Origin of the sequence: Streptomyces sp. NPDC051940, assembly GCF_040680895.1 — a bacterium.
Classification (GTDB): domain Bacteria; phylum Actinomycetota; class Actinomycetes; order Streptomycetales; family Streptomycetaceae; genus Streptomyces.
The window spans coordinates 12,648-34,110 of record NZ_JBFAXR010000097.1; the positions used below are offsets into that span (position 1 = coordinate 12,648).

Sequence of the window (21,463 nt, forward strand, 5' to 3'; positions counted from 1 at the left end):
ACGGCCTGAGAGCGCTCTCACCCACGCCCTCCAATCCCCGGACTGTCTTCAGATGTTGAAGCAAACAAGCCAACAACAGCAAATCAACGCACACCTCTTGCCGTCATGCCCCTGCAGGAGCACGCTATCCGCGCACCTTCTGTCTGAGAGCGCTCTCATCCCCACCGGCACCCCACATGTCCGAAGAGAGGTCTCCATGCATGCCCACCGCACCCGCACGCGCGCCTTACTGGCCGCGTTCACGGCGCTGCTGGCGGCGCTGACCGCCGCCGTCCTGCTGCCCCCGGCCGCCCAGGGCGCCGCACCGCCCGACCCCTCCGGCTGGACCCGGGTCTTCCTCGACGACTTCAACGGCGCCTCCGGCACCGGCGTGAACACCGCCAACTGGCAGTACACCACCGGCACCAGCTACCCGGGCGGCCCCGCCAACTTCGGCACCGGCGAGATCGAGACCATGACGTCCAGCACCTCCAACGTCTCCCTCGACGGCACCGGCAACCTCCGCATCACCCCCCGCCGCGACGCCGCCGGCAACTGGACCTCCGGCCGCGTCGAGACGGTCCGCTCCGACTTCCAGCCCCCGGCCGGCGGCAAGCTGCGCGTCGAGTCCCGCGTCCAGCTCCCCAACGTCACCGGCACGGCCGCCCGCGGCTACTGGCCGGCGTTCTGGATGCTCGGCGCCCCGTACCGGGGCAACTGGTGGAACTGGCCGAGCGTCGGCGAACTGGACATCCTCGAGAACGTGCAGGGTCTGAACAACAACTGGGCCACCATGCACTGCGGCACCACCCCCGGCGGCCCCTGCAACGAGACCTCCGGCATCGGCGGCCAGCGCGCCTGCTCGCCCACGACCTGCCAGCAGGACTTCCACGTCTACGGCCTGGAATGGGACCGCTCGACCAGCGTCGAGGAGATCCGCTTCTACCTTGACGGCGTCAACTTCCACACCGTACGCGCCAACCAGGTCGACGCCACGACCTGGACCAACGCCACCAACCACGGCTACTTCATCATCCTGAACGTCGCCATGGGCGGCGGCTTCGTGAACGCCTTCGGCGGCGGACCCGACGCCGCCACCGTGCCCGGCCACCCGATGATCGTCGACTACGTCGCGGTCTGGCAGACGGGCGGCGGCACGACCCCGCCGCCGACCGGCAACCGCGACGCCTACGGCACCATCCAGGCCGAGTCGTACGACGGGCAGTCCGGGATCTCGGCCGAGGCCACCTCGGACACCGGCGGCGGCCAGAACATCGGCTGGATTGCGAACGGCGACTGGGCCCTGTATCGGGGCGTCAACTTCGGCTCCACGCCTGCCACCCAGTTCTCCGCCCGGGTGGCCAGCGGCGCCGGTGCGGGCGTCAGCGGACTGGTGGAGGTCCGGCTCGACAGCCGGAGCAACGCGCCGGTCGGCAGCTTCGCCGTCGGCAACACCGGCGGCTGGCAGACCTGGCGGACCATCCCGGCGAACATCAGCGCGGTGACCGGCACCCACGACGTGTACCTCACGTTCACCAGCGGCCAGCCCGCGGACTACGTGAACGTGAACTGGTTCACCTTCGGGCACTGAGCACGTGGGTCACGCGTGAGCACATAGGTCAGGGTGAGCTCGCGCGTCCCCGGTGAGGGCGCCCTCACCACACGGGACCGCCGCTCCACACGGAGCGGCGGTCCACGTACGGCCGCAGCAGCTCGCGCAGTTGGACATCGGGGCGTCCGGCGAGCTCGTCGGAGGCGGCCTTGCGGGCGATGCCGGCGAGGAAGTCCGCCAGCTGGATACGGACGTCCGTCTTCGGGTCGTTCATCCGCACCTCGGCCAGCCGGTCGCCGACCCGGCCGCGCAGCCAGGCGAGCCGCTCCTCGGTGAGCGCGTTCTGCCGGTCGTGGACGATCGTCACCGGGCGACCCGGCGCGCTCCAGTGCTCCACGGTGCGGACGAGCGCGGGCAGGAAGGGGTCCATGGCCGGAACGGCCGCGGGCGCGTCGAGCAGCCGGGCCCGGAACTCCTCGGCCCGCGCCCGCGTACCCGCCAGCCGCTCCAGCTGCGCGCCGGACGCGCCCCATGCGGTCTGCAGCTCGCCCACCTGGGCGAAGAACACCGCGACCGGGTCCGCGGCCTGGGGCTTGGTACGCATCAGATCGTTGGCGGCCCGCAGGAAGAGCGTCCATTGCACGGGGTCGGCCTTCTCCCGGCCGGTGCGGTACAGCTCCCGGGCCGCTGGCGCCCGGTCCTCTTCGCCTTCGCCCAGCAGTAGCTCCATGACCTGGCGGACGGCGTAGTACGCCTTGTCGGTGAGGTGCACATGCGCGCGCCCGTGCAGCGGTCCGTCCCGGCCGAGCAGCCACAGCAGCGCGTCCCGGTGCTTGGGGCGCAGGAAGTGGGTGGCCCCGTAGATGCTGGCGGGCGAGCCGATCCGCCGCCGCGCCTCCGCCATCGGGGCGGCCGCCTCGGCCGGGGAGATGTGTACGCCGGAGTGGGCGAACACGGCGGTGTTGCCGCCCATCAGGTTCTCGCCGTCGGATCCGGACTCGTCGCACACGATTTCCAGGACGTCGCTCACCCGGTCAGCTGATCACCCGGGGCGGTACCCGTGTCAACAGGTTTAGCGGCCGGGACGGGTCGCCCCGTCCCGGCCGGCGGCCGTGCTCCTACTTCCCGTAGGAGCCGGGTGCTCCTACGGGAAGTAGGAGTTGAAGTTGTTCATGAACTGCCAGCCGCTGTACCTGTCCCAGTTGATGGACCAGGTCATCAGCCCCCGCATCCCGGGCCATTGGCCATGGGTCGCGTACGAGCCGCAGTTGGTGCCCTTGGTGAGGCAGTCCAGGGCCTTGTTCACGTCCGCGGGGGCGGTGTAGCCGTTGCCCGCGTTCTGGCTGGCCGGCAGGCCGATGGCGACCTGGTCCGGGCGCAGCGCCGGGAACATCCGCGAGGTGTTGCCCGCCACCGGGAAGCCGGTGAGCAGCATGTCGGTCATGGCGATGTGGAAGTCCGCGCCGCCCATGGTGTGGTACTGGTTGTCCAGGCCCATGATCGGTCCCGAGTTGTAGTCCTGGACGTGCAGCAGCGTCAGGTCGTCGCGCAGCGCGTAGATCACCGGCAGGTACGCCCCGCACCGCGGGTCCTGGCCGCCCCACTGGCCGGAGCCGTAGTACTGGTAGCCGAGCTGGACGAAGAAGGTCTCCGGCGCCATCGTCAGCACGAACGACGAACCGTACCTGGACTTCAGGGACTTCAGCGCCGAGATCAGATTGACGATGACGGGCGTGGTCGGGTTGCGGAAGTCCGTGTCGCCGGTGTTGAGGGAGAGTGAGTGCCCCTCGAAGTCGATGTCCACGCCGTCGAGGCCGTAGGTGTCGATGATCGAGCTCACCGACGCCACGAACGCGTCCCGGGCGGCGGTGGTGGTCAGCTGCACCTGTCCGTTCTGGCCGCCGATGGACAGCAGCACCTTCTTGCCCGCCGCGCGCTTCGCGGCGATCGCGGACTTGAACTCGGCCACGGACTCGACCCCGGGGCACTCGGTCTGCGGACACAGGCTGAAGCGGATGTCGCCGGAGGTGACGGAGGTCGGCTCGCCGAAGGCGAGGTTGATGACGTCCCAGGAGGCCGGTACGTCGGCCATCCGTGTGTAGCCGGAGCCGTTGGCGAAGGAGGCGTGGAGATAGCCGACGAGCGCGTGCGCGGGCAGGCCGCCGCCTCCGCCCCCGCCGCCGCTGGTGGTCGAGGCGGTGACCGCCGCGGACTTGGCGGACTCGCCGGCCGCGTTGGTGGCGGTGACCTGGAAGCTGTACGCCGTGGATGCCGCGAGCCCGGTCGCGGTGGCGGAGGGCGAGCTGACGGACGCGACCTTGGCGCCGTCCCGGTAGACGTTGTAACCGGTCGCGCCGCTGACGGCGTTCCACGACAGGGCGATGCTGCTGGAGGTGGCGGAGCCGGCCGTGAGCCCGGTCGGGGCCGCCGGCGGCTGCGTGCCGCCCCCGCCGCCGCCCGGGCCGAAGAGGCTCACGTCGTCGGCGTAGTAGGCGGGCTGCCCGTACCAGCCGTGGAGGTAGATGCCGACGGAGGTGGTGGACGCACCCGTGGTGAAGGTGAGGCTGAGCTTCTGCCAGGTGGTCGCGGAGGGCGTCCAGGTGGAGGTGTCCGCCAGCCCGCCGCCACTGGCCCCGAGATAGACGTAACTGCCCTGCACCCAGGCGCTCAGGGTGTACGTGGAGTTGGGCTGGACGGTGACGGTCTGCGTGCACTGGGCGTTGTCGCTGCCGGCTGGCGTCGCCTTGAGCGCACCGCTGCCGGCGTGGACGGGACTGCCCACGGCGGCCCCGCTGCCTGCGGTGCAACTCCAGCCGGAAAGGCCGGACTCGAAGCCGCCGTTGACGGCGACCTCGCCGTCCGCCGCCCGGGCGGGACCGGCGGCCGACAGCATCGCGGCGGCGAGGAGAGGGGCGGCCAGGGTTGCAATGAGCCTGACAATCGTGCTTCTGAAGGGTCTGGTGCGGTCCACGGGACTCCTCCGGAGTTGGGGGGTTGACCGAACCTTGGTCCAGACCAATACGGATGTCAAGGGTTGCGGTAAAGCGGCCGGATCGGGCCATCCCCCGGTGGATCCGGCCGGGCTGTTCGTCTCAGGCCGACGGAGTCGACGACACCAGCTTCTCCAGTTTGTTGAGAGCCTGCGTCCACCCCTCGTCGTGAAGGGCGCGGCGCCGCTCGGTGGCGAAGTCGCCCTGGGTGAAGGTCAGCTCGGTCGACGTACCGCCGATATCGCGAAGCGACAGCGTTACCACCGTCTCCCGGTCCTCCGGATCGGGATCCTCCCAACGGAAGGTGTAGGAGAGGGTGTTCGGAGGGTCGACCTCAAGGAATTCCCCCACCAGGTAGAACAGGTCACCTTCCGGCGGCTGCATCGCGAGCCGATAGCCCCCTCCTGGCCGAAGGTCGCTTTCCGCGCTCGGGGTCGTGAATCCGTCAGGGCCCCACCACTTCGCCAGCTCCCGCGGTTCGGTCAGGGCGCGGAACACGGCCGAGTGCGGTGCGCGCAGGATGCGCCGCATGTGCAGCCTCAGCGCGCCGTCGTGTGTCATCGCGAACCTCCTCCGGCGGAAGGTGCCGAGATGGAGCACCGCACCTCAATCCTAGCTGCGGATCGGCGGCCGGCGGTGGCCCGGTGCCGGGTCGGCAGCAGGTGCCGTAAAATAAGGCAAAGCGGGACCTTCTAGTGAAGGGGGACTCATGACCCAGTTCGTCATCATGTCTGAGCATTCGCCGAATCTGTGCCCTACCGCCAATGCGCAGACGCGTGCGCTGATGGAGGAGGGATCCAAGGAGCTGCCCGCTCTGGCTGAGAAGCTGGGCGTGCAGATCGTCACCCTCAGGGTGTACGGCCCTGATCACGTGGTCATGGCGGTGGTAGAGGCCCCGGACATCGAGCCGGTCCGCGAGTTCATCATGCAGAGCAGGCTGGTCCAGTGGACCACCACGCACGTCCATGCCACCTGGTCGCTGGAGGAAGCCATGGCGAAAGCCGGGGAGCTGCCTGCGCTCTTCTGAAGGGCACCATGCGCGCGGGCCGGGGGCGTTCACCGTGGAATCACCCAGCCCGGTGTCCAGGTCCCGGCCGCGTCGTGGCCCGGCGCCGTCGTGGCGAGGTGGTCGCGGAGGGTCGTGAGCGCCGGGTGGGGGTTGTCCCGGTGCCAGAGGAGCGAGTGCGGGTAGACCGGCGTCGGGTCGGCCACCGGGATGCGGCGCAGGCCGTGGCCGGCGGGCCAGATGAGGCGGGAGTGCTCGCCCATGAAGGTGGCCAGGGCCGGGGTGTCGGCGATGGTGTCGAGGAGCGCGTCGGAGCCGAAGTTGGGGCCCGTCACCTCGATGGTGAGGCCGAACTCGGCGACGAGGTCGTCGTAGTAGGCCCCCCATTCCGTGCCGGGGGCGATGCCGGGCATCCAGATGCGGTGCCCGGCGAGCTGCGCGACGGTCACCGTTCCGGCGTTCGCCAGCGTGTGGGCGGGGCCCGTGAGGAGTTGGAGCGGCTCGTCGAGCACCCGGACGGACTCGATGTCCTCGGGCAGGGGCCGGCCGGGCGCGGCGACGGCGCGGAAGGACGCGTCGATCGCGCCTGAGCGGATGGCGGTGACGGCCGCCTCGATGTCGGTCAGCATCAGCACGTCGAGGTCGATCTCGGGGTGCGCGCGGTGGAAGCCGCGCATGAGGCTCGACTGCGCGCTGCGTGAGGTGAGGACGTCGACGCGCAGCGGGCGGCGGCCCGGGCGTACGGACGCCCCCGCGCGCTCGGCGACGCGCAGCAGCTCGCGCGCGTGGGGGAGGAACGCCTGCCCGTCGATGGTGAGTTCGGCGCCGCGCGGGGCGCGGATGAACAGCCGCACGCCGAGGGTGCGCTCCAGCGCGGCGATGCGTTTGGACACGGCCTGCTGGGTGATCGACAGGTCGCCGGCGGCCTTCTGGAACTGTCCCGCTTCCACGACGGCGACGAAGGTGCGTACTGCCTCGAGATCCATGCCGACCCACCTTAGTGAACAACCATTGGTTGTGGGTTGCTGACACGTCAGTTGTTTGACCTGCTGATGCTCCGCCCGGTTAGCTCTCTCCGGTCAACGTAGGTTTGTGCGGTCGGATCTCGTGGGGAGCGCGCTGGGCATGGTGGGCAGGAGGGCGCTGGGCCGGCGGTTCGGCTGGCTGTGGGCGGCGTACGCGGTGAGCGCGTACGGGTCCGGGCTGGGCTTCGGGGCCCTGCCGCTGATCGCCGTCCTGGTGTTGCACGCCGGCCCCACCGAGGTGTCCGCGCTCTCCGCGGTGGGGCCCGCGGTGGGTGCGCTGATCGCCGTGCCGCTCGCGCCGTGGGTGGAGTTCCGGCGTAAGCGTCCGGTCATGGTCATGATGGACCTGGCCCGGTTCGCGGCGATGGCGACGATCCCGGTCGCCTACGCCTTCGGCCGGCTCGGCTTCGTCCAGCTGCTCGTGATCTCGGCCGTGGTCGCCGCGGCCAAGATCGCGTTCAACGCGGCGAGCGGGGCCTACCTCAAGGCCCTCGTCCCGCCGGACGACCTGCTCGTCGCCAACGCCCGGTTCGAGTCCACGAACTGGAGCTCCATCGCGGTGGGGCCACCACTCGGCGGGGCGGCGATCGGCCTGTTCGGGCCGGTCGTCACCGTGGTGGCCGACGCGCTCAGCTACCTGCTCTCCGCGCTGGGCATCACCGCGATACGCGGCGGGGAAGAGGCGCCGCCGAGCACGGGCAAGAGCCCGGTCGGGGCCTCGGCGCTGCTCGACGGCTGGCGGCACATCATGGGCCACCCCGGTCTGCGGCCGCTCTACCTCAACCAGATGCTCGTCGCCGGTCTGATCATGGCCACGGAACCGCTGCTGGCGGTGCTCCTGCTCCGCCAGCTCGGGTTCCCGCCCTGGCAGTACGGCCTCGCCTTCGCCGCTCCCTGCCTCGGCGGACTCGTCGGCTCCCGGCTGGCCCGCCGTGTCGTGGCCCGCTTCGGCCGGCACCGGGTCTTCCGGACCGTCGGCACCCTACGCGCCGTCTGGCTGATCGGCCTGGCGTTCGTCCGTCCCGGCGTCGTCGGACTCGTCACCGTGATGGCCGTAGAGCTGGCCATCATCGTCAACATGAGCCTGTACGGCCCGGTGCTCGCCACCTACCGGCTCGAACACACGCCCAAGCAGTTGGTCGCCCGCACCCTGACGGCCTGGTCGATCGGCCAGCAGGCGTCCATCGCCGTTCTCACCGCGCTCGCCGGGCTGCTCGCCGACGCCACCAGCCCGCGCACCGCTCTCGTGGTCGCGGGACTGCTGATCCTGACCACCCCGCTGCTACTTCCCCGGCGGGACGAGACGCCGGATCACGAGCCGGAGCCCGCCCACGTCTTCATGCCGGACCGGTGAGCACGGGCCTCTCATGCCCGGACCCCTCATGCCCCGACCTCGCCCGGCCCCTGATCCGATCGCGGTGCCGCGACGGCGTCGTGCCTGTCTCACGGCGGAAGGCCGTGGCGAAATGCTGGGACGACGAGTAGCCGAGGTCGGCGGCGATCGCGGTGACCGTCAGATCGGTCTCGGCGAGCAGCAGCCGGGCCCGTTCCATGCGCAGACGGACGCGGTACCGGGCAGGCGTCTCACCCGTCTCGGCGCGGAACAGCTCGGCGAAGTGCGAGGGTGACAGGTGCGCCGCGGCCGCCAGGTCGTCGACAGTGCGGCCGTCGGCGAGATGGTTCTCGATGTGCCGCTTGGCCGTGGCGACGGCCGGGTGCATCGACAGCTGGCGGCCCGGCGGACGGCTGTCGGCCAGCCGCGACGCCTCGATCACCAACAGGGCCGCGGCGCAGGCCAGTCCGGCTGCGCGCAGCGGCTGATGGGTGGTGACCTCGCGCAGGAACAGCTCGAACGGCGCGACCATCGACCCGGCGTCCGCGATCACGTACGGCCGGCGCAGGCGCCACAACGGGTGCAGAGCGTCCGGCGGCACGAGGTCCGCGGGGGCCAGCGCGGCGAAGGCGAAGTGGTACGGCGCCGTGCTGGACTCCGCCATCGCATGCGGCACGCCCGGCGGCACCATCAGCAGACCGCGCGCCGGCACGTGCCGGATGTCCTCCGCCACCGTCCACCGCGTCGGCGGACCGGCCAGCTGCAGGTACAGCTCCCAGACGGCATGGGTGTGGGTGTCGATGACCCAGCTGGTGGGGGCGTGCTGATCGCCGGCGTGGACCAGCCCCGGCACACCGGACTGCCCCAGGTGCGCGTGGAATCCGGCGCTCAGTCCCGCGGGGCGGTCGATGGTCACCCGAGGATTATGTACATACGCCCGGGTCACCCGAACGCCGGGACAAGGCCCGTCCTCCTAGCGTCGGGGCATGACGACAGAGACACGCGCACTGCTGCCGACCGACGAGGACGTCGCGTTCTACCGGGAGAGCGGGTACTGGATCTCCCCGCCGGTCCTCACCGACGAGACCCTGGACGCCGCCGAGCGCGGTATGCGCCGCCACTACGCCGGCGACGTCGACCACGAACTGCCCGGCGACCCCGAGCGGGACGCGTGGGGGTGGCGTCCCGCCGACGGCGACGTGCTCCGCAAGAACGACTACGCCTCGCTGCGGGTGGACGAACTGGCCCGTCTGGTACGGCAGACCTTCATCTCCGCGGCCGCGGCCCGGCTCGCGGGAGCGGAGGAGATCCGGCTGTGGCACGACCAACTGCTGTACAAGCCGGACGGTTCGGCCCGGCAGGGCAACGTCGGCTGGCACACCGACCGGCAGTACTGGCGCTGCTGTTCCAGCGAGGAGATGCTGACCGCGTGGGTGCCCTTCCACGACGTCACCGACAGCCACGGTCCCCTCATGTTCGCGGCCGGCAGCCACCGTTGGAACGAGCGGACGGATCTCAGCTTCTTCGACCCGGACCTCACCACGATCGAGCGGTACGCCACCGAGCACGAACTGCGCATCGTCACCGTGCCGCTCGCCCGCGGCCAGATCAGCTTCCACCACTGCAGGACCCTCCACGGCAGCGGTCCCAACCACAGCGGCGAAGCACGCCGGTCGATCGCCGTCCACCTCCAGCCCGGCGACAACCGCCGTGTCGCCGCCGCGAACGCGGACGGCACCCTCGCCCGCCACACCAACGACCGCCTGGCCGCCGCCCGGCCGGACGGCGCCCCCGACTACAGCGATCCCGCGGTGTGCCCGCGCCTGTGGCCGCCGGTCCCGTGATCGCGCCCCGGAGGAACGGCGCGTGAACGCCGCACCGCTACGGGCGGCCAGGGCCGAGCAACGTAGCCATGGTCGGGAGGGGGTCCGGGCTCAGGATCCGCCCGGCTTGTACGCCAGCAGGCTCGCGACGGCCGACTTCGTCCCCTCGCCGTACGCCTGCACCAGCCGCGCCGTGACCACGAGCCCGGCCCGCTCGACCAGCCCGGCGATCCGCTCGGCCGGCATCCGGTACGAGTCGAAGGTGGCCGAGTCCGCGCCGTAGGAGAGCGTCCGGTGCAGATGCTCCGCATCGCCGACGCGGCCGACGAGCAGCAGTCGCCCGCCGGGGGCGAGGGTCCGGTGGAACTCCGCGAGGACCCCCGGCAGCTCCTCCGGCGGTATGTGGTGGGTGGAGTAGAACGCCAGCACACCTCCGAGCGCGCCGTCGCCGACGTCGAGCGACGTCATGGACCCCACCTCGAACCGCAGTCCGGGATGCGTCGTCCGCGCCAACTCCACCATCCGGGGCGACAGATCGACCCCGAAGACCGGCACCCCCATCCCCGCGAGATACGCCGTCACCTTGCCGGGCCCGCACCCCACGTCCGCCACGGGCCCGCCGTCGCGTACGAGTTCGGCGAACGCGTCCAGCACGGCCCGCGACAACGGGTCCAGCGCGTCCGGGGCGGGCACGGTGGCGGCGTAGCCGTCGGCGACGGTGTCGTACGACTCCCGCAGCGCGGCGAGGAAGGGAGACTGGATCATCCGGCCAACGTAGACGAGTAGCTCCGCGGTCCGCTGCCACTGAGTCCGTCAGCCGATGGACGGGCTGTACATACGACCGATCCGGCGGATCTCCTCCAGCGGGTACGGGGTCTCCCTGCTCTCGCGCTGGAGCTTGCGAAAGAAGTCCGCCATCACTGCGGTGAGCGGTGCGTGTCGGGCGAGGATTGCCGCGGCCTCCTCCGGGATTCCCGTGGGGCGCTGGCCTTGGGCATACGCGCGCACCTGCGCCTCGCGGTCGTCCCTCCCGTACCCGTACAGAGCGGTGACCAGCCAGTTCACCAGGTAGCTGACCGAGTAGCAGCGGTCGTAGGTCCGATGCCGGTCGAAGAAGCCGACCTCCTCCTGCGACAGCTCGAATCGGGAGGAGATCGCAAGCCCGTAGTCCGCGAAGAAAAGGCGCCGGCCGTCGGTCAGGATGTTCTCGAAGTGGGCGTCGAAGTGCAGGAGGCTGCGGCTGTTCATGAACGAGGTTCCAGCTTCCAGGTCCCTCTCCACCATGGCGCAGGCCCGGTCGGCGGCCTCGCCGCCGGCGTCCATCTGCTCGCCCAGCCACTGGTGCAGGTTCTGCGGGATGTACTCCAGGAACAGCGCGACGCTCGCGGAGGACTGCCGGAGAGCCTCGATCCGGCGGCGCACCTGCGATCCGCCGCCCCAGTAGGCGACGGCCCGTTCGACGTCGGCCAGTTCCTCGGGCAGGGGCGTGGAGTCCGGCAGCACCCGCCAGTGGTACATCAGGGGGAAGCCCTCGTATTCCCCCGCGAGGACCCAGTTCGTCGTCATGGTGTGGACGGCGAGCTCCCTCCAGACGCCGAAGCCCGGCCCGCCGATGCCGTACTGGCAGAAGACCGGCAGCGCGAACAAGTTCGCTGTGGACCGGACGCTGTCCGGTTGCATCTCCAGGTCTGTGAGGGGCACCCGCTTCACGAAGACCGGTGTTCCGGCAACCTCCAGCAGGGCCGACTTGCCGCCGATGCCCGAGTCGATCGGCATGGCGGCGTCCACGAGTTCGCTCAGGGCGCGGTCACTGCACAGGGCCAGGGATGTGGAGACGGCACTATGGGCGGTGAGACGTGCGCCGCGCGACATGTCAGGGCACTTCACTGCTGCCTCCACCCGGGCACCGACCTCGATCCTTCAACGGCTACGCACTCCTGCCGAGCGCGACCGCACTTTACGTGAAGATCGACGGCGGGTGTCGCGGCCGACCGTGCAGCGGTCCAACCTGGCGGGCTGGGCTGCCTACGGCTGATCGCACCGACACAGACGCGGCCATGGGGGCTTGACCCTGACCCGCGGGTCAGGACGTAGCGTCCCGCCATGACCGACACCCACCGCCTCGTGCGCCTCGCCCGCAAGCCCGCCGCCCTCCCCGCCCCGGGTGACTTCACGCTCGACGAAGTCCCCGTTCCGAGGCCGGGGGAGGGCGAGGTGCTCGTCCGCAACACGCACTTCCTGGTCTTCCCGGGGCTGCGCACGCTCATAGGCGGCGAGACCCGGGACGTCCCGCTGCCGCCCCTGAACCCCGGTGACGCCCTCTTCGGCCCGGCGGTCGGGGAGGTGCTGGAGGGCTCCCTGCCCAAGGGGCGGCGGGTGCTGCACCTGCAGGGCTGGCGGGAGTACGCCACCCCGCGCGCGGCCGACTGCCGGGTCCTGGACGGCACGCTCCCCGAACCGGCCGCCTCTCTCGCCCAGGGCTCCGCCGCGTACGGCGCCCTCACCCGGCTCGCCCGCGTCCGCGAGGGGGACACCGTGTTCGTGAGCGGCGCCGCCGGAGCCGTGGGCACCCTGGCCGGCCAGATCGCCCGTCTGCTCGGCGCCGCGCGGGTGATCGGCAGCACCGGCTCGCCGGCCAAGGCGCGGCGCCTGCGCGAGGAGCTCGGCTACGACGCCGTGGTGCTGCGCGGCACCGGCACGACCGTCGCGGCGCAGCTGGCCGAGGCCGCACCCGACGGCATCGACGTCATGCTCGACACCGTGGGCGGCGAGCAGTTGACGGCCGCGGTCGAGTCCGCCCGCCGCGGCGCCCGCTTCGCCCTCGTCGGCGCGCTCGCGGGCCAGCTCTCCCCGCGTCGCCGCGGTGGCAGCGCACCGGCGCTCGTCGACACGTTCCTGCTGCTGACCAGGGGCGTCACCCTGGCCGGCTACAGCGGCGCGGACCATCCCGACGTCGAGGCGGAGTGGGAGGGCCGCTTCGCCGAGTGGCTGCGCGCCGGCGCCATCCGCTTCGCGTACACGGCGGTCCGGGGAATGGAGCGGGCCCCGGCGGCGTTGCCGGATCTCATCGCGGGCCGCGCCTACGGAGCCGCGATCGTGGAGCTGTAGAACAGCGGAGGGAGCGGGCGATGCGGATCGGCGAGGCCGCGGCGGCGGCGGGCACCACACCCCGGGCGCTGCGCCTGTACGAACAGCGCGGCCTGCTCCCACCGCCCGCCCGGACCCCGTCCGGTCAACGCGACTACGGCCCGGCCGAGGTGGCGCGCGTCCGTGTCATCCGCGATCTGCAGGCCCTGGGCCTGACCCTGGAGGACATCCGCAGCCGCACCCACCGGCTCCACCTGCTCGCCGAGGACCCGCAGCGGCGCTGTACGGGCGGAACGGGCGCGTTCAGCCCGGTCGTCGCGGGCCGTCTCGAGGCGCTCGACACGGAGATCGACCGGCTGACGGGCCTGCGGCAGCGGCTGGCGGCGGCGGCACGTACGCAGCCGCCGCCGACCGGATGAACACGGCCCCGGTCTACGCCAGCGGCACCGGGAACGCCACCGGGCTGCAGTTGCCCGCGTGGTTGCGGGCGCGCACGCCGAAGAAGACGTTGTCCTTGGACAGGTCGACCTCCAGCGCCGTGACGTCGCCCGCGTCGATCACGTGCTCCCACTCCGGCGCCGTGGTCTCCCGCCACACCACGTCGTAGCCCGCCAGGTCCGGCTCCGCGCCCCGGTCCCACTCCAGCTGCGTCGAGTTGGTCAGCGCGCTGGTGCGGATGCGGACGTTGCGCGGTGTGCCCGGCGCCTGGGCCAGCGTCCACAGGGCGGCGCCGTTGACCCTGGCGACGCGCGCGATGTAGCCGAAGTCGCAGAACTCGGGCAGGTCGCCGAACTGCTTGCCGTCCACCACCCGTACGTCCTGGTGCTGGTGCGCGAAGTCCTCCGCCGGCTCCGTGAAACGGGCGGCCGGATACGCCTGCTCCAGGAACGGGATGTGGTCGCCGCCGCGGAGATAGCGGTCGCGCCGGTAGATCACCCGCACCCGCATGCCCGTCGCGTCGTTGTCCGACGTGTCGCGGACGAAGCGGGCGAGCTGCCGGGCGGGGGAGTCGTTCTCGCCGCCCACCGAGCGGCGTACCGAGGCCTGTTCGGGTGTCTCCGCCGTGGGCACGCCCTCCGCGAACAGCCGCACGGTGTACGGGTCGCGGGTGCCGTCGTCCGCCGTGGAGCTGCCCACGATGTCGTTCGTGAACATCCCCTGGACGTCCGCGCCCGCCGCCTTGAACTGCGTCGCCATGTGCCGGGAGCCGTACAGCCCCTGCTCCTCGCCGGCCACCGCCGCGAACACGAGGGTCGCGGCGGGCCGGCGGGTGGCCATCACCCGCGCCAGCTCCATCGCCACGGCGACGCCCGAGGCGTCGTCGTCCGCTCCGGGGGCGTCGGCGGTGGCGTTCATGACGTCCGTGACGCGCGAGTCGTAGTGCCCGGAGACGACGTACACCCGCTCGGGGGCGACGGAACCCCGCAGCGTGGCCACGATGTTGGTGATGCGCGTCGCCACCGGGATGCGGCTGGCCGGCTCCTGGACGTACGACTGCAGCTCCGCGGTCATCCGCCCGCCGCTCGCCTCGGCGTAGCGCCGCATCTCGGCCAGGATCCAGTCCCGGGCGGCGCCGATGCCGCGCGCCGGGTCGTCCTGGACGGACAGGGTGTGCCGGGTGCCGAAGGACGCCAGCTTGCGGACCGTCGCCTCGATCCGGCGGGGGTCGATCTCGCGCAGCAGGGCGCGCAGTTCGCGGCCCGGTGGCTGGGCCGTGCCCGGTGCGCCGTCCGACTCGGGTTTGTCGGCTGCGGCCGCCGGGAGGGTGGTGGCGGCCAGGGGGAGCCCGAGAGCGGCGGCCGAGAGGACCGTGCGCCGGGCGGTGCCGCGGGGGCGGCCGGTGTCGTGCTCGCTTCCGGATGGTTCAGGAATCAACGACATGGCGCCCATGCTTGTTGGCGTGCACAGGACGGGCAACGGTGCGGAGGCGATCGATCCGGGGGAGGGGCGATTTCCGGCCACGCCCCCGGACCCGCGTCACCACGGTGACGGAGCGGGCGGCGGCACCACCGGCGGCCGGTCGTCGCACGTGATCGTGTTGGGCAGCAGCCAGGGCGCCAGCCACGGCCCGGCCGTGCCGCCGCCGTCGTTGCCGCCGAGGTCCGTGAGGGAGAACTCCGAACCCGTGGCCGGGAAGTTGAACGACCCGCAGTTGTTCACCCCCACCGCCCCGACGTTGCGCGCGTCGACGTTCTCGAAGGACGCCGAGCCCTTCACCCGCGCGCTCAGCACGGAGGTGCCCGTTCCGTCGACGCGGATGTCCCGGAAGCGGATGCCGTCCATCGTGTGGACGTCCTTCACCGCCCACTCGCTGACCAGCATGATCGCGTTGTAGGTGCTGTCGAGGTAGTGGTCGCCGGACACCAGCACGTCCGCGTCGAAGCTCCCCTCGAGGGCGTACAGCCAGATCGCGCCCATCCCGATCCGCCAGTTCAGCTCCAGACCGCCGGCCCGCACCGTGGTGTTGCCGGTGAACCGCAGCTTCCCGGTGAACGGCTCGGCCCCGAACCGGGTGCCGGCGTGCAGCGCACTTCCCTCGCGGACCGGGTCGGCGACGAGGTTGGCCGAGACAGTGTTGTCCGTGCCGCCGTACAGCGCGATGCCGTTGGCCAGCACGGGGGACTGGACCGTGTTGCGGGTGACGGTGTTGCGGGCGTCGGCCTGCTTGTCCGACCAGAGCGCCAGGCCGTCGTCGCCGGCGTTGCGGACGAAGTTGCCCGCGACGAGCGAGTCGGTGACACCGGTGTGGAAGTTGAGGGCGTCGGCGATCTGGTCCGTGACCACGTTGTCCACGACCCGCAGCCCGCTCATCGGACCGTCGAACCACAGCCCCACCTTGGTGTGGTGGATGTACAGGCCCTCCACGACGGAGTCGCTCATCGCCCCGCCGACCCCGTTGACCTGGTCGGTGTCGATCCGCTCCCGCACGTCCCCCTCGATCGCGAAACCTGACAGCCGGACGTTCGCGCTGCCGCCGGCGGAGGCGTCCTTGCCGTAGAAGCCGACCCCGGTGTGCACCGAGCCGTCGGGGGCGGGCTCGTCCAGCGCGACCTCGCGGCCCTTGAGGACCGTGTACCAGCTGCCCGCGCCCTCGATCGTCACGTCGTCGACCACGATGTGCCGGTTGACCTGGAAGGTGCCGGGCGGGAGGTAGACCGGGCGGTCCTTGTGCCGGGCGTAGGCGATGGCCCGTTCGATGGCCGCGGCCGAATCGCGCCGGCCGGAAGGGTCAGCGCCGAAGGCCACCGCGTTCACCGCGCCGGTCCGCACCCGCGGCGGCGCGACCAGCTCGGTGTCCAGCAGGTCGACGACCGTCCACGCGGCGCTGGAGCCGGCGGGCGCGGTCAGCCGGACCACGTCGCCGGCCCGGTACGTCCGGCCCAGCAGCCGGCGCTGCTCGTCGTAGAAGTGGAAGGGCCGGATGGGCTTGTCGAGCACCGGCGGCGGGTTCGTCGCGGCGGGCACGCACTGGCACTCCGTGATCCACCAGTCCGGGTGCAGGAGGTCCGCCCCGGGGTCGTTGGTGAACGGGTACTGGTTGTACAGCCAGGAGTACTGCGACGTGAGCGTCATCCGCGCCGCCGGGCGGCCGTTCACCGACACGTCCAGCGGCGCGGTGATCCCACCGCCGTCCGGGGCGTCGGGGATGCTGTAGCGCACGGTGAGCGCGTTCGCGGCGGCGGGCAGCGTGAACTCGACCCACTGCCCGGGCGCCAGCCGCACCGCCGAACGCCCGGACGCCTCCGCCGGCAGCGTGTACGCGGTGCGGTCCGGCCCGATCACCGTCCCGCTGGTCCGCGCGTTCTCCGCCTCCTGCTCCAGGAACGGCACATCCGCCCCCCGCCCGGCGGTCAGCGCCGGATCGAGCGCGGCGCGGGTGACGACGGGTCGTGGCCCATCCGCGCCGGCGGACGCCGGCCCCGAACCGCCGAGGAGCAGGCCCAGGGCGGTGACGGACGCGAGGGCGGCGGCGAGTGCGCCGCGCGTGAGGCTGCTCCGGGGCATCCAAGGCTCGTTTCACTCGCAGGAGTCGGCCGCCGGAGAGGCTCGGGACAGGCCGGCCTCTCACGGGTGAGGCGACAGTAGGGCGCCGGCACCTCCGCCACAAGAGGCACTGCCAATGATTTTCTTCAGGCTGTCACATTCTTGCGTACACCTCCTTGCTTGTTACGTCGTTGTCTTCGGCGTACGACCCGGCCGCCGCAACACCCTGCCTGCGGGCCCGGCCCCGGACGTGGGCGAGGTGCTGCGCGGCGCGCGCCGGTGGTTCACCGAACTGAGCGGGATGGCGGCCGAGGCCGTCACCACGGTCGTCCAGGGGAACGACGGACACTGGACCGTCCACCTTGAGGTGGTCGAATGCCGGCGCTCGCCGGACGACTTCACGCCCATGGCTTTGTACGAGGTGATCCTCGGGGTTCACCCCTCCACGAACGTCAGGCTCGTCGCGTCGTACCGGCTGCCCGCGATCTCCCCGGCCGGCGCCGCGGCCTCGATCGCGGCCAGATCCTCGGCGCTGAGCTCGATCGCCAGCGCCGCGAGGTTCTCCTGGAGGTAACTCTGCCGTCGGGTGCCGGGGATGGGCACCACGTCGTCGCCCCGGTGCTGCACCCAGGCCAGCGCGAGCTGACCGGCGGTGACCCCCTTCGCCGCGGCCAGCTCCTCCAGCCGCGCGACGATCGCGAGGTTCCGCTCCAGGTTGCCGTCGGCGAAACGCGGCTGGCCGCGCCGCATGTCCGACTCCTCCAGCTTCTCCACCGACTGGTACCGGCCGGTCAGGAAGCCGCGCCCCAGCGGCGAGAACGGCACCAGCCCGATGCCCAGTTCACGGCAGACCGGCACGGTCTCCGCCTCCAGGTCCCGCGTCCACAGCGACCACTCGCTCTGCAGCGCCGCGATCGGATGCACGGCGTGCGCCCGCCGGATCGTCCGCGGGCTCGCCTCGGACAGCCCGAGGTGCCGTACCTTCCCGGCCCGCACCAGCTCGGCCATCGCGCCGACGGTCTCCTCGATCGGCACCCGCTGGTCGACCCGGTGCAGGTAGTACAGGTCGATGTGGTCCACCCCGAGACGGCGCAGCGACGCCTCGCACGCCTGGCTTACGTAGGCGGCGTCACCGCGGATCTCGGTCGGCTCGCCCAGCCGGTTGGCGAACCCGAACTTCGTGGCCAGGACCACCTCGTCGCGCCGCCCGGCGATCGCCCGGCCGATCAGCTCCTCGTTGTGCCCCACACCGTAGAAGTCCGAGGTGTCCAGCAGGGTCACGCCCAGGTCGAGGGCCCGGTGCAGCGTCGCGACGGACTCCTCGTCGTCCGACGCCCCGTAGGCGTGGCTCATGCCCATGCAGCCCAGCCCCTGCGCGGAGACGGCGAGTGCGCCGAGGTGCCGGGTGGGAAGGTCGTTCATGGTCTGCCTCCTGCGTCGTCGAACCGTACGTCAGGACGCTAGGCCTTCGAGTGTGCTCCGGGTCAAACCCATTACGGGGCAGCCCGTCGACGGTCCGCGCCGCCGGCCGGCTCCGGGCGGACGGTACCGGTTCAGACCTTCCGCCACCGCGCCATGCCGAACGAGTACAGCCCGAACAGGGCCAGCCCCGCCGCGACCACCGCCAGCAGCCACGGCCCCGCCGGAGTCCCGGCGAAGGAGCGCAGCGTGTCGTCCACGCCCCGCGCCTGATCCGGTTCGAACTCGACGGCCGCCTTCACCAGAAAGCCGCCGGCCGCGGCGAAGACCACACCCCGCGCCATCCCGCCGCCGGCACCTGTCACGTCCATGGCCCGCAGCTCGCGCCTGCTCATCGACGCCGGCTCCAGACGCTTGCGGAAACGCCGCAGCGCCGCCCGTACGGCGATCGTCGCGCCACCGGCGATGATCGCTGCGGCCACCGCCCCCACGATCCACCGGCCACCGGGCAGGTCGAGCACTCGTGCCGTGACGTCCCGCGAACGCCGGTCGCTCCTGCCGCTCCCGCTGTCCTCCCGCCCCACGGCGAAGGCGAGGACGGAGGCGCACAGCAGCCCGTAGAACACGAACCGCGCGGCGCCCAGCAGCCGGCGGCGCGGACGCCTGCCGTCATGTCCGGCCGCCCCGAACACCGCCTCGGACAGCCGCCACAGGGCCATCGCCGCGAGCCCGAGGCCGATCGCCCACAGCAGCACCCCGCCGAACGGCTGCCGGGCGACGACCTCCAGGGCACCGCCCCGGTCCGCCTGCTGTCCCGCGTCGCCGGTCGCGACCTGCACGGCCAGGGCGCCCACCAGCAGATACAGCACGCCGCGGGTCGCCAGCCCGCACCGGGCGGCGACACCGAGCGCCACGCCGCCGGCCGCCTGCGCCGACCTGTTCCGCTGATCCAGCACGGCCATCTCCAGGTCCGTTCGCCTTCGGGTGAGTTGCGGACCCCACCCGGGTGCCCTGGCCCGGCGAGCGGAAAACGGGAGCGCCTCCGCCGCCACAGCGGCGCGGCTCCCGCCGCCTCGCGCTCCGCGCCGACCTGCCCCCAGGCCGTGCGACTCCCGTCGTGCAACCGCGACTTGCCGAAAACCGCTTGCCTGTACACCCGCCGCGCTCGCTACACTCACCCCGCACGCCGCCTCCACCTGACGCGGCGTGTTCCGACGAGTGAGGGGAGATACGGCCGTGCGTGACCGCACCGCTACCGTCGCCGTTCCCCGCACCCGGTTCGACGTGATCCTGATCTCTCCGTCCTCCCGGTGACGGCTGCGCGGCCGGCACCGGAGACCGCGACGATCCACCTCCCCGCCCCCGGCGGAGACAACCTCCCCCTGCACCACGGGGGATGACGCCTGCCCGCACTGCGGACGGGCCCCGTCGCGCGATCGCGCCGCCCTGATTCACGACACGCTGAAAGGCCCCGGGCTGTGCGTACTCACCTCAACCCCCTCACCCTCGTCCGCAACATCGGCATCCTCGCCCACGTGGACGCCGGCAAGACCACCGTCACCGAACGGATCCTGTTCCTCACCGGCGCCACCCACAAGCGCGGCGAGGTGCACGAGGGCACGACCGTCACCGACTTCGACTCCCAGGAGCGCGATCGTGGCATCACCATCTTCGCCGCGGCGGTCAGCTGCGTCTGGAACGGCCACCAGGTCAACCTGATCGACACGCCCGGCCACGTCGACTTCGCCGACGAGGTCGAGCGCTCGCTGCGCGTCCTCGACGGCGCCGTCGCGGTGTTCGACGCCGTGGCGGGCGTCGAGCCGCAGAGCGAGTCGGTGTGGCGGCAGGCCGACCGGCACGGCGTACCGCGCCTGGCGTTCGTCAACAAGCTGGACCGGGCGGGCGCCGACCTCGACACCGCGGTCGCCTCCATCCGGGAGCGGCTGCACCCGGCACCCCTCGTCGTACAGCTGCCGATCGGCCACGAGGACGGCTTCACCGGTGTCGTCGACCTGCTCACGCTGCGCGCCCTGACCTGGGACGCGGACGGGCAGGCCGAGGGCCCGGTCCCCGAGGCGTCGGCCGCGGAGGCACGGCGGCGTCGCCGGGCGCTCGAGGAGGCGGTGGCGGAGCTGCACCCGGGCGCGTTCGAGGAGTTCTGCGCCTCGGGCACGCTGCACGCGGCGACGCTGGCCCGCGCCCTGCGCGAGCTGACGCTCTCGGGCGAGGGCCTGGTCGTGCTGTGCGGCTCGGCGTACAAGAACCGCGGCATCGAGCCCCTGCTCGACGCCGTGGCCGCGTACCTGCCGTCCCCGCTCGACGTCCCCCCGGTTCCGGGACGGCGGGCGGCGGATCCGGCGGAGCCGTTCGCGGGACTGGTGTTCAAGGTCGACTCGGCGCCCACGGGGCGGCTGACGAGCCTGCGCGTCTACGCCGGCACGATCCGCCGCGGGGACACCGTGCTCAACACCGCCACCGGCCGCACCGAGCGGATCGGCCGCATCCTGCGGGTGCAGGCCGACCGGCACGCGGAGGCGGACACCGCGGTCGCGGGCGACATCGTCGCCGTGGCCGGGCTGAAGTCGGCCCGCGCCGGGGCGACGCTGTGCAGCCCCGGCGCGCCGCTGACGCTGGAACCGCCCACCGTGGCGGAACCGGTCGTCTCGGTCGCCGTCGAGGCCCGGCGCGGCACGGACACCGACCGGCTGGCCACCGCGCTGGCCCGGCTGGTGGAGGAGGACCCGTCGCTGTCCGTACGGACGGATCCCGAGACCGGCCAGACGCTGCTCTCCGGCATGGGCGAGCTGCATCTGGAGGTCGCGGTGGAGAAGATCCACCGCGCCCACGGCCTCGAGGCCGCCGTCGGCCGGCCCCGCGTGGCGTACCGCGAGACGGTCGTGCGGGGTGTGGCGGGCCTGGTGTACCGGCATGTCAAACAGGACGGCGGCGCGGGCCAGTTCGCGCACGTCGTGATCGATGTGGAGGCACAGGATGAGGGATTCACGTTCACCTCGGCGGTGACCGGCGGCCGCGTACCGCAGGAGTTCGTCCGCGCGGTCGAGGCCGGCTGCCGGGACGCCCTGGCCGAGGGCCCGATCGCGGGCCACCCGGTCACGGGTGTGAAGGTCACGCTGACGGACGGCGCCACGCATGTGAAGGACTCCTCGGAGACCGGGAGTTCATGAGCACCTGCCAGGCCGAGTACGTACGCATCCCCAACGCCCAGGGCACCCTGGTCGCCACCGACGAGGTGCCGGGCGAGGAG

18 protein-coding genes and 2 pseudogenes are annotated in these 21,463 nt (G+C 72.1%); 9 read left to right on the forward strand and 11 right to left on the reverse strand.

Translation table 11 applies throughout. The features are described 5' to 3' along the window. The first annotated feature begins 196 nt into the window (after positions 1 to 196). Entirely contained in the window at positions 197 to 1,570 is a 1,374-nt protein-coding gene (locus AB0M28_RS29280) for a glycoside hydrolase family 16 protein (protein WP_365411459.1), read from the forward strand. Between the two features lie 64 nt (positions 1,571 to 1,634). On the opposite strand, the gene AB0M28_RS29285 is transcribed toward AB0M28_RS29280, so the two are convergent. The 3 genes from AB0M28_RS29285 to AB0M28_RS29295 all read right to left on the reverse strand — a co-directional run bounded on the left by AB0M28_RS29285 (position 1,635) and on the right by AB0M28_RS29295 (position 5,082). Beyond that, positions 1,635 to 2,561, reverse strand: coding sequence for a hypothetical protein (locus tag AB0M28_RS29285; protein WP_365411462.1), 927 nt, complete (start codon positions 2,559 to 2,561; stop codon positions 1,635 to 1,637). Between the two features lie 114 nt (positions 2,562 to 2,675). After that, positions 2,676 to 4,424: a glycoside hydrolase family 18 protein gene (locus tag AB0M28_RS29290; RefSeq protein WP_365411506.1), complete on the reverse strand. Its 1,749-nt coding sequence runs from the start codon at positions 4,422 to 4,424 to the stop codon at positions 2,676 to 2,678. Positions 4,425 to 4,623: 199 nt separating this feature from the next. Further along, positions 4,624 to 5,082 carry an SRPBCC domain-containing protein gene (locus AB0M28_RS29295; RefSeq protein ID WP_365411465.1) on the reverse strand — a complete coding sequence of 153 codons (459 nt, stop codon included), beginning with the start codon at positions 5,080 to 5,082 and terminating at the stop codon, positions 4,624 to 4,626. 148 nt (positions 5,083 to 5,230) lie between these two features. On the opposite strand from AB0M28_RS29295, the gene AB0M28_RS29300 reads away from it, so the two are divergent. Continuing rightward, a complete protein-coding gene (locus AB0M28_RS29300; protein ID WP_365411467.1) occupies positions 5,231 to 5,548 on the forward strand; it encodes a hypothetical protein in 318 nt (105 codons plus the stop codon). 29 nt (positions 5,549 to 5,577) lie between these two features. On the opposite strand, the gene AB0M28_RS29305 is transcribed toward AB0M28_RS29300, so the two are convergent. Further along, positions 5,578 to 6,513: a LysR family transcriptional regulator gene (locus AB0M28_RS29305; protein WP_365411470.1), complete on the reverse strand. Its 936-nt coding sequence runs from the start codon at positions 6,511 to 6,513 to the stop codon at positions 5,578 to 5,580. A gap of 139 nt (positions 6,514 to 6,652) precedes the next feature. Between AB0M28_RS29305 and AB0M28_RS29310 the strand changes: the two genes are divergently transcribed. Further along, positions 6,653 to 7,906, forward strand: a complete 1,254-nt coding sequence (locus AB0M28_RS29310; protein ID WP_365411509.1) for an MFS transporter — start codon at positions 6,653 to 6,655, stop codon at positions 7,904 to 7,906. Here the strand turns inward: AB0M28_RS29310 and AB0M28_RS29315 are convergent. Beyond that, positions 7,890 to 8,801, reverse strand: a complete 912-nt coding sequence (locus tag AB0M28_RS29315) for an AraC family transcriptional regulator (protein ID WP_365411473.1) — start codon at positions 8,799 to 8,801, stop codon at positions 7,890 to 7,892. The genes AB0M28_RS29310 and AB0M28_RS29315 overlap by 17 nt on opposite strands. Before the next feature lie 70 nt (positions 8,802 to 8,871). Here AB0M28_RS29315 and AB0M28_RS29320 point away from each other — a divergent pair, with 70 nt between their 5' ends. Further along, a complete protein-coding gene (locus AB0M28_RS29320) occupies positions 8,872 to 9,729 on the forward strand; it encodes a phytanoyl-CoA dioxygenase family protein (RefSeq protein WP_365411476.1) in 858 nt (285 codons plus the stop codon). A 90-nt stretch (positions 9,730 to 9,819) separates the two neighbouring features. Here the strand turns inward: AB0M28_RS29320 and AB0M28_RS29325 are convergent, their stop codons facing one another. Together AB0M28_RS29325 and AB0M28_RS29330 are read right to left on the reverse strand one after the other, a co-directional pair. After that, entirely contained in the window at positions 9,820 to 10,473 is a 654-nt protein-coding gene (locus tag AB0M28_RS29325; protein WP_365411479.1) for a class I SAM-dependent methyltransferase, read from the reverse strand. 48 nt (positions 10,474 to 10,521) lie between these two features. Further along, complete coding sequence (locus AB0M28_RS29330) at positions 10,522 to 11,580, reverse strand: protein kinase family protein (protein ID WP_365411482.1); 1,059 nt, start codon at positions 11,578 to 11,580, stop codon at positions 10,522 to 10,524. 231 nt (positions 11,581 to 11,811) lie between these two features. Here AB0M28_RS29330 and AB0M28_RS29335 point away from each other — a divergent pair, with 231 nt between their 5' ends. Continuing rightward, positions 11,812 to 12,816 carry an NADP-dependent oxidoreductase gene (locus AB0M28_RS29335; RefSeq protein ID WP_365411485.1) on the forward strand — a complete coding sequence of 335 codons (1,005 nt, stop codon included), beginning with the start codon at positions 11,812 to 11,814 and terminating at the stop codon, positions 12,814 to 12,816. Positions 12,817 to 12,836: 20 nt separating this feature from the next. Continuing rightward, positions 12,837 to 13,214, forward strand: coding sequence for a MerR family transcriptional regulator (locus AB0M28_RS29340; RefSeq protein WP_365411488.1), 378 nt, complete (start codon positions 12,837 to 12,839; stop codon positions 13,212 to 13,214). A gap of 13 nt (positions 13,215 to 13,227) precedes the next feature. Here the strand turns inward: AB0M28_RS29340 and AB0M28_RS29345 are convergent, their stop codons facing one another. Next, positions 13,228 to 14,676, reverse strand: coding sequence for a M28 family metallopeptidase (locus AB0M28_RS29345; protein ID WP_365411491.1), 1,449 nt, complete (start codon positions 14,674 to 14,676; stop codon positions 13,228 to 13,230). Between the two features lie 96 nt (positions 14,677 to 14,772). After that, positions 14,773 to 16,800 carry a glycosyl hydrolase family 28-related protein gene (locus AB0M28_RS29350; protein WP_365411494.1) on the reverse strand — a complete coding sequence of 676 codons (2,028 nt, stop codon included), beginning with the start codon at positions 16,798 to 16,800 and terminating at the stop codon, positions 14,773 to 14,775. Positions 16,801 to 16,915: 115 nt separating this feature from the next. Between AB0M28_RS29350 and gvpO the strand changes: the two are divergent. Beyond that, positions 16,916 to 17,200 (forward strand): annotated as a pseudogene (gvpO, locus tag AB0M28_RS29355) (gas vesicle protein GvpO); the annotation flags it as partial. Positions 17,201 to 17,214: 14 nt separating this feature from the next. Here gvpO and AB0M28_RS29360 read toward each other — a convergent pair. Then, positions 17,215 to 18,201 (reverse strand): aldo/keto reductase, encoded by a 987-nt coding sequence (locus AB0M28_RS29360; RefSeq protein WP_365411497.1) that lies wholly within the window; start codon positions 18,199 to 18,201, stop codon positions 17,215 to 17,217. 131 nt (positions 18,202 to 18,332) lie between these two features. Further along, positions 18,333 to 19,160, reverse strand: a complete 828-nt coding sequence (locus AB0M28_RS29365) for a DUF1206 domain-containing protein (protein ID WP_365411500.1) — start codon at positions 19,158 to 19,160, stop codon at positions 18,333 to 18,335. Positions 19,161 to 19,676: 516 nt separating this feature from the next. Between AB0M28_RS29365 and AB0M28_RS29370 the strand changes: the two genes are divergently transcribed. Both AB0M28_RS29370 and AB0M28_RS29375 read left to right on the forward strand, forming a co-directional pair. Next, positions 19,677 to 21,383 (forward strand): elongation factor G, encoded by a 1,707-nt coding sequence (locus AB0M28_RS29370; protein ID WP_365411503.1) that lies wholly within the window; start codon positions 19,677 to 19,679, stop codon positions 21,381 to 21,383. Continuing rightward, positions 21,368 to 21,463 (forward strand): annotated as a pseudogene (locus AB0M28_RS29375) (IMP dehydrogenase); the annotation flags it as partial. The gene AB0M28_RS29370 and the pseudogene AB0M28_RS29375, both read left to right, overlap by 16 nt.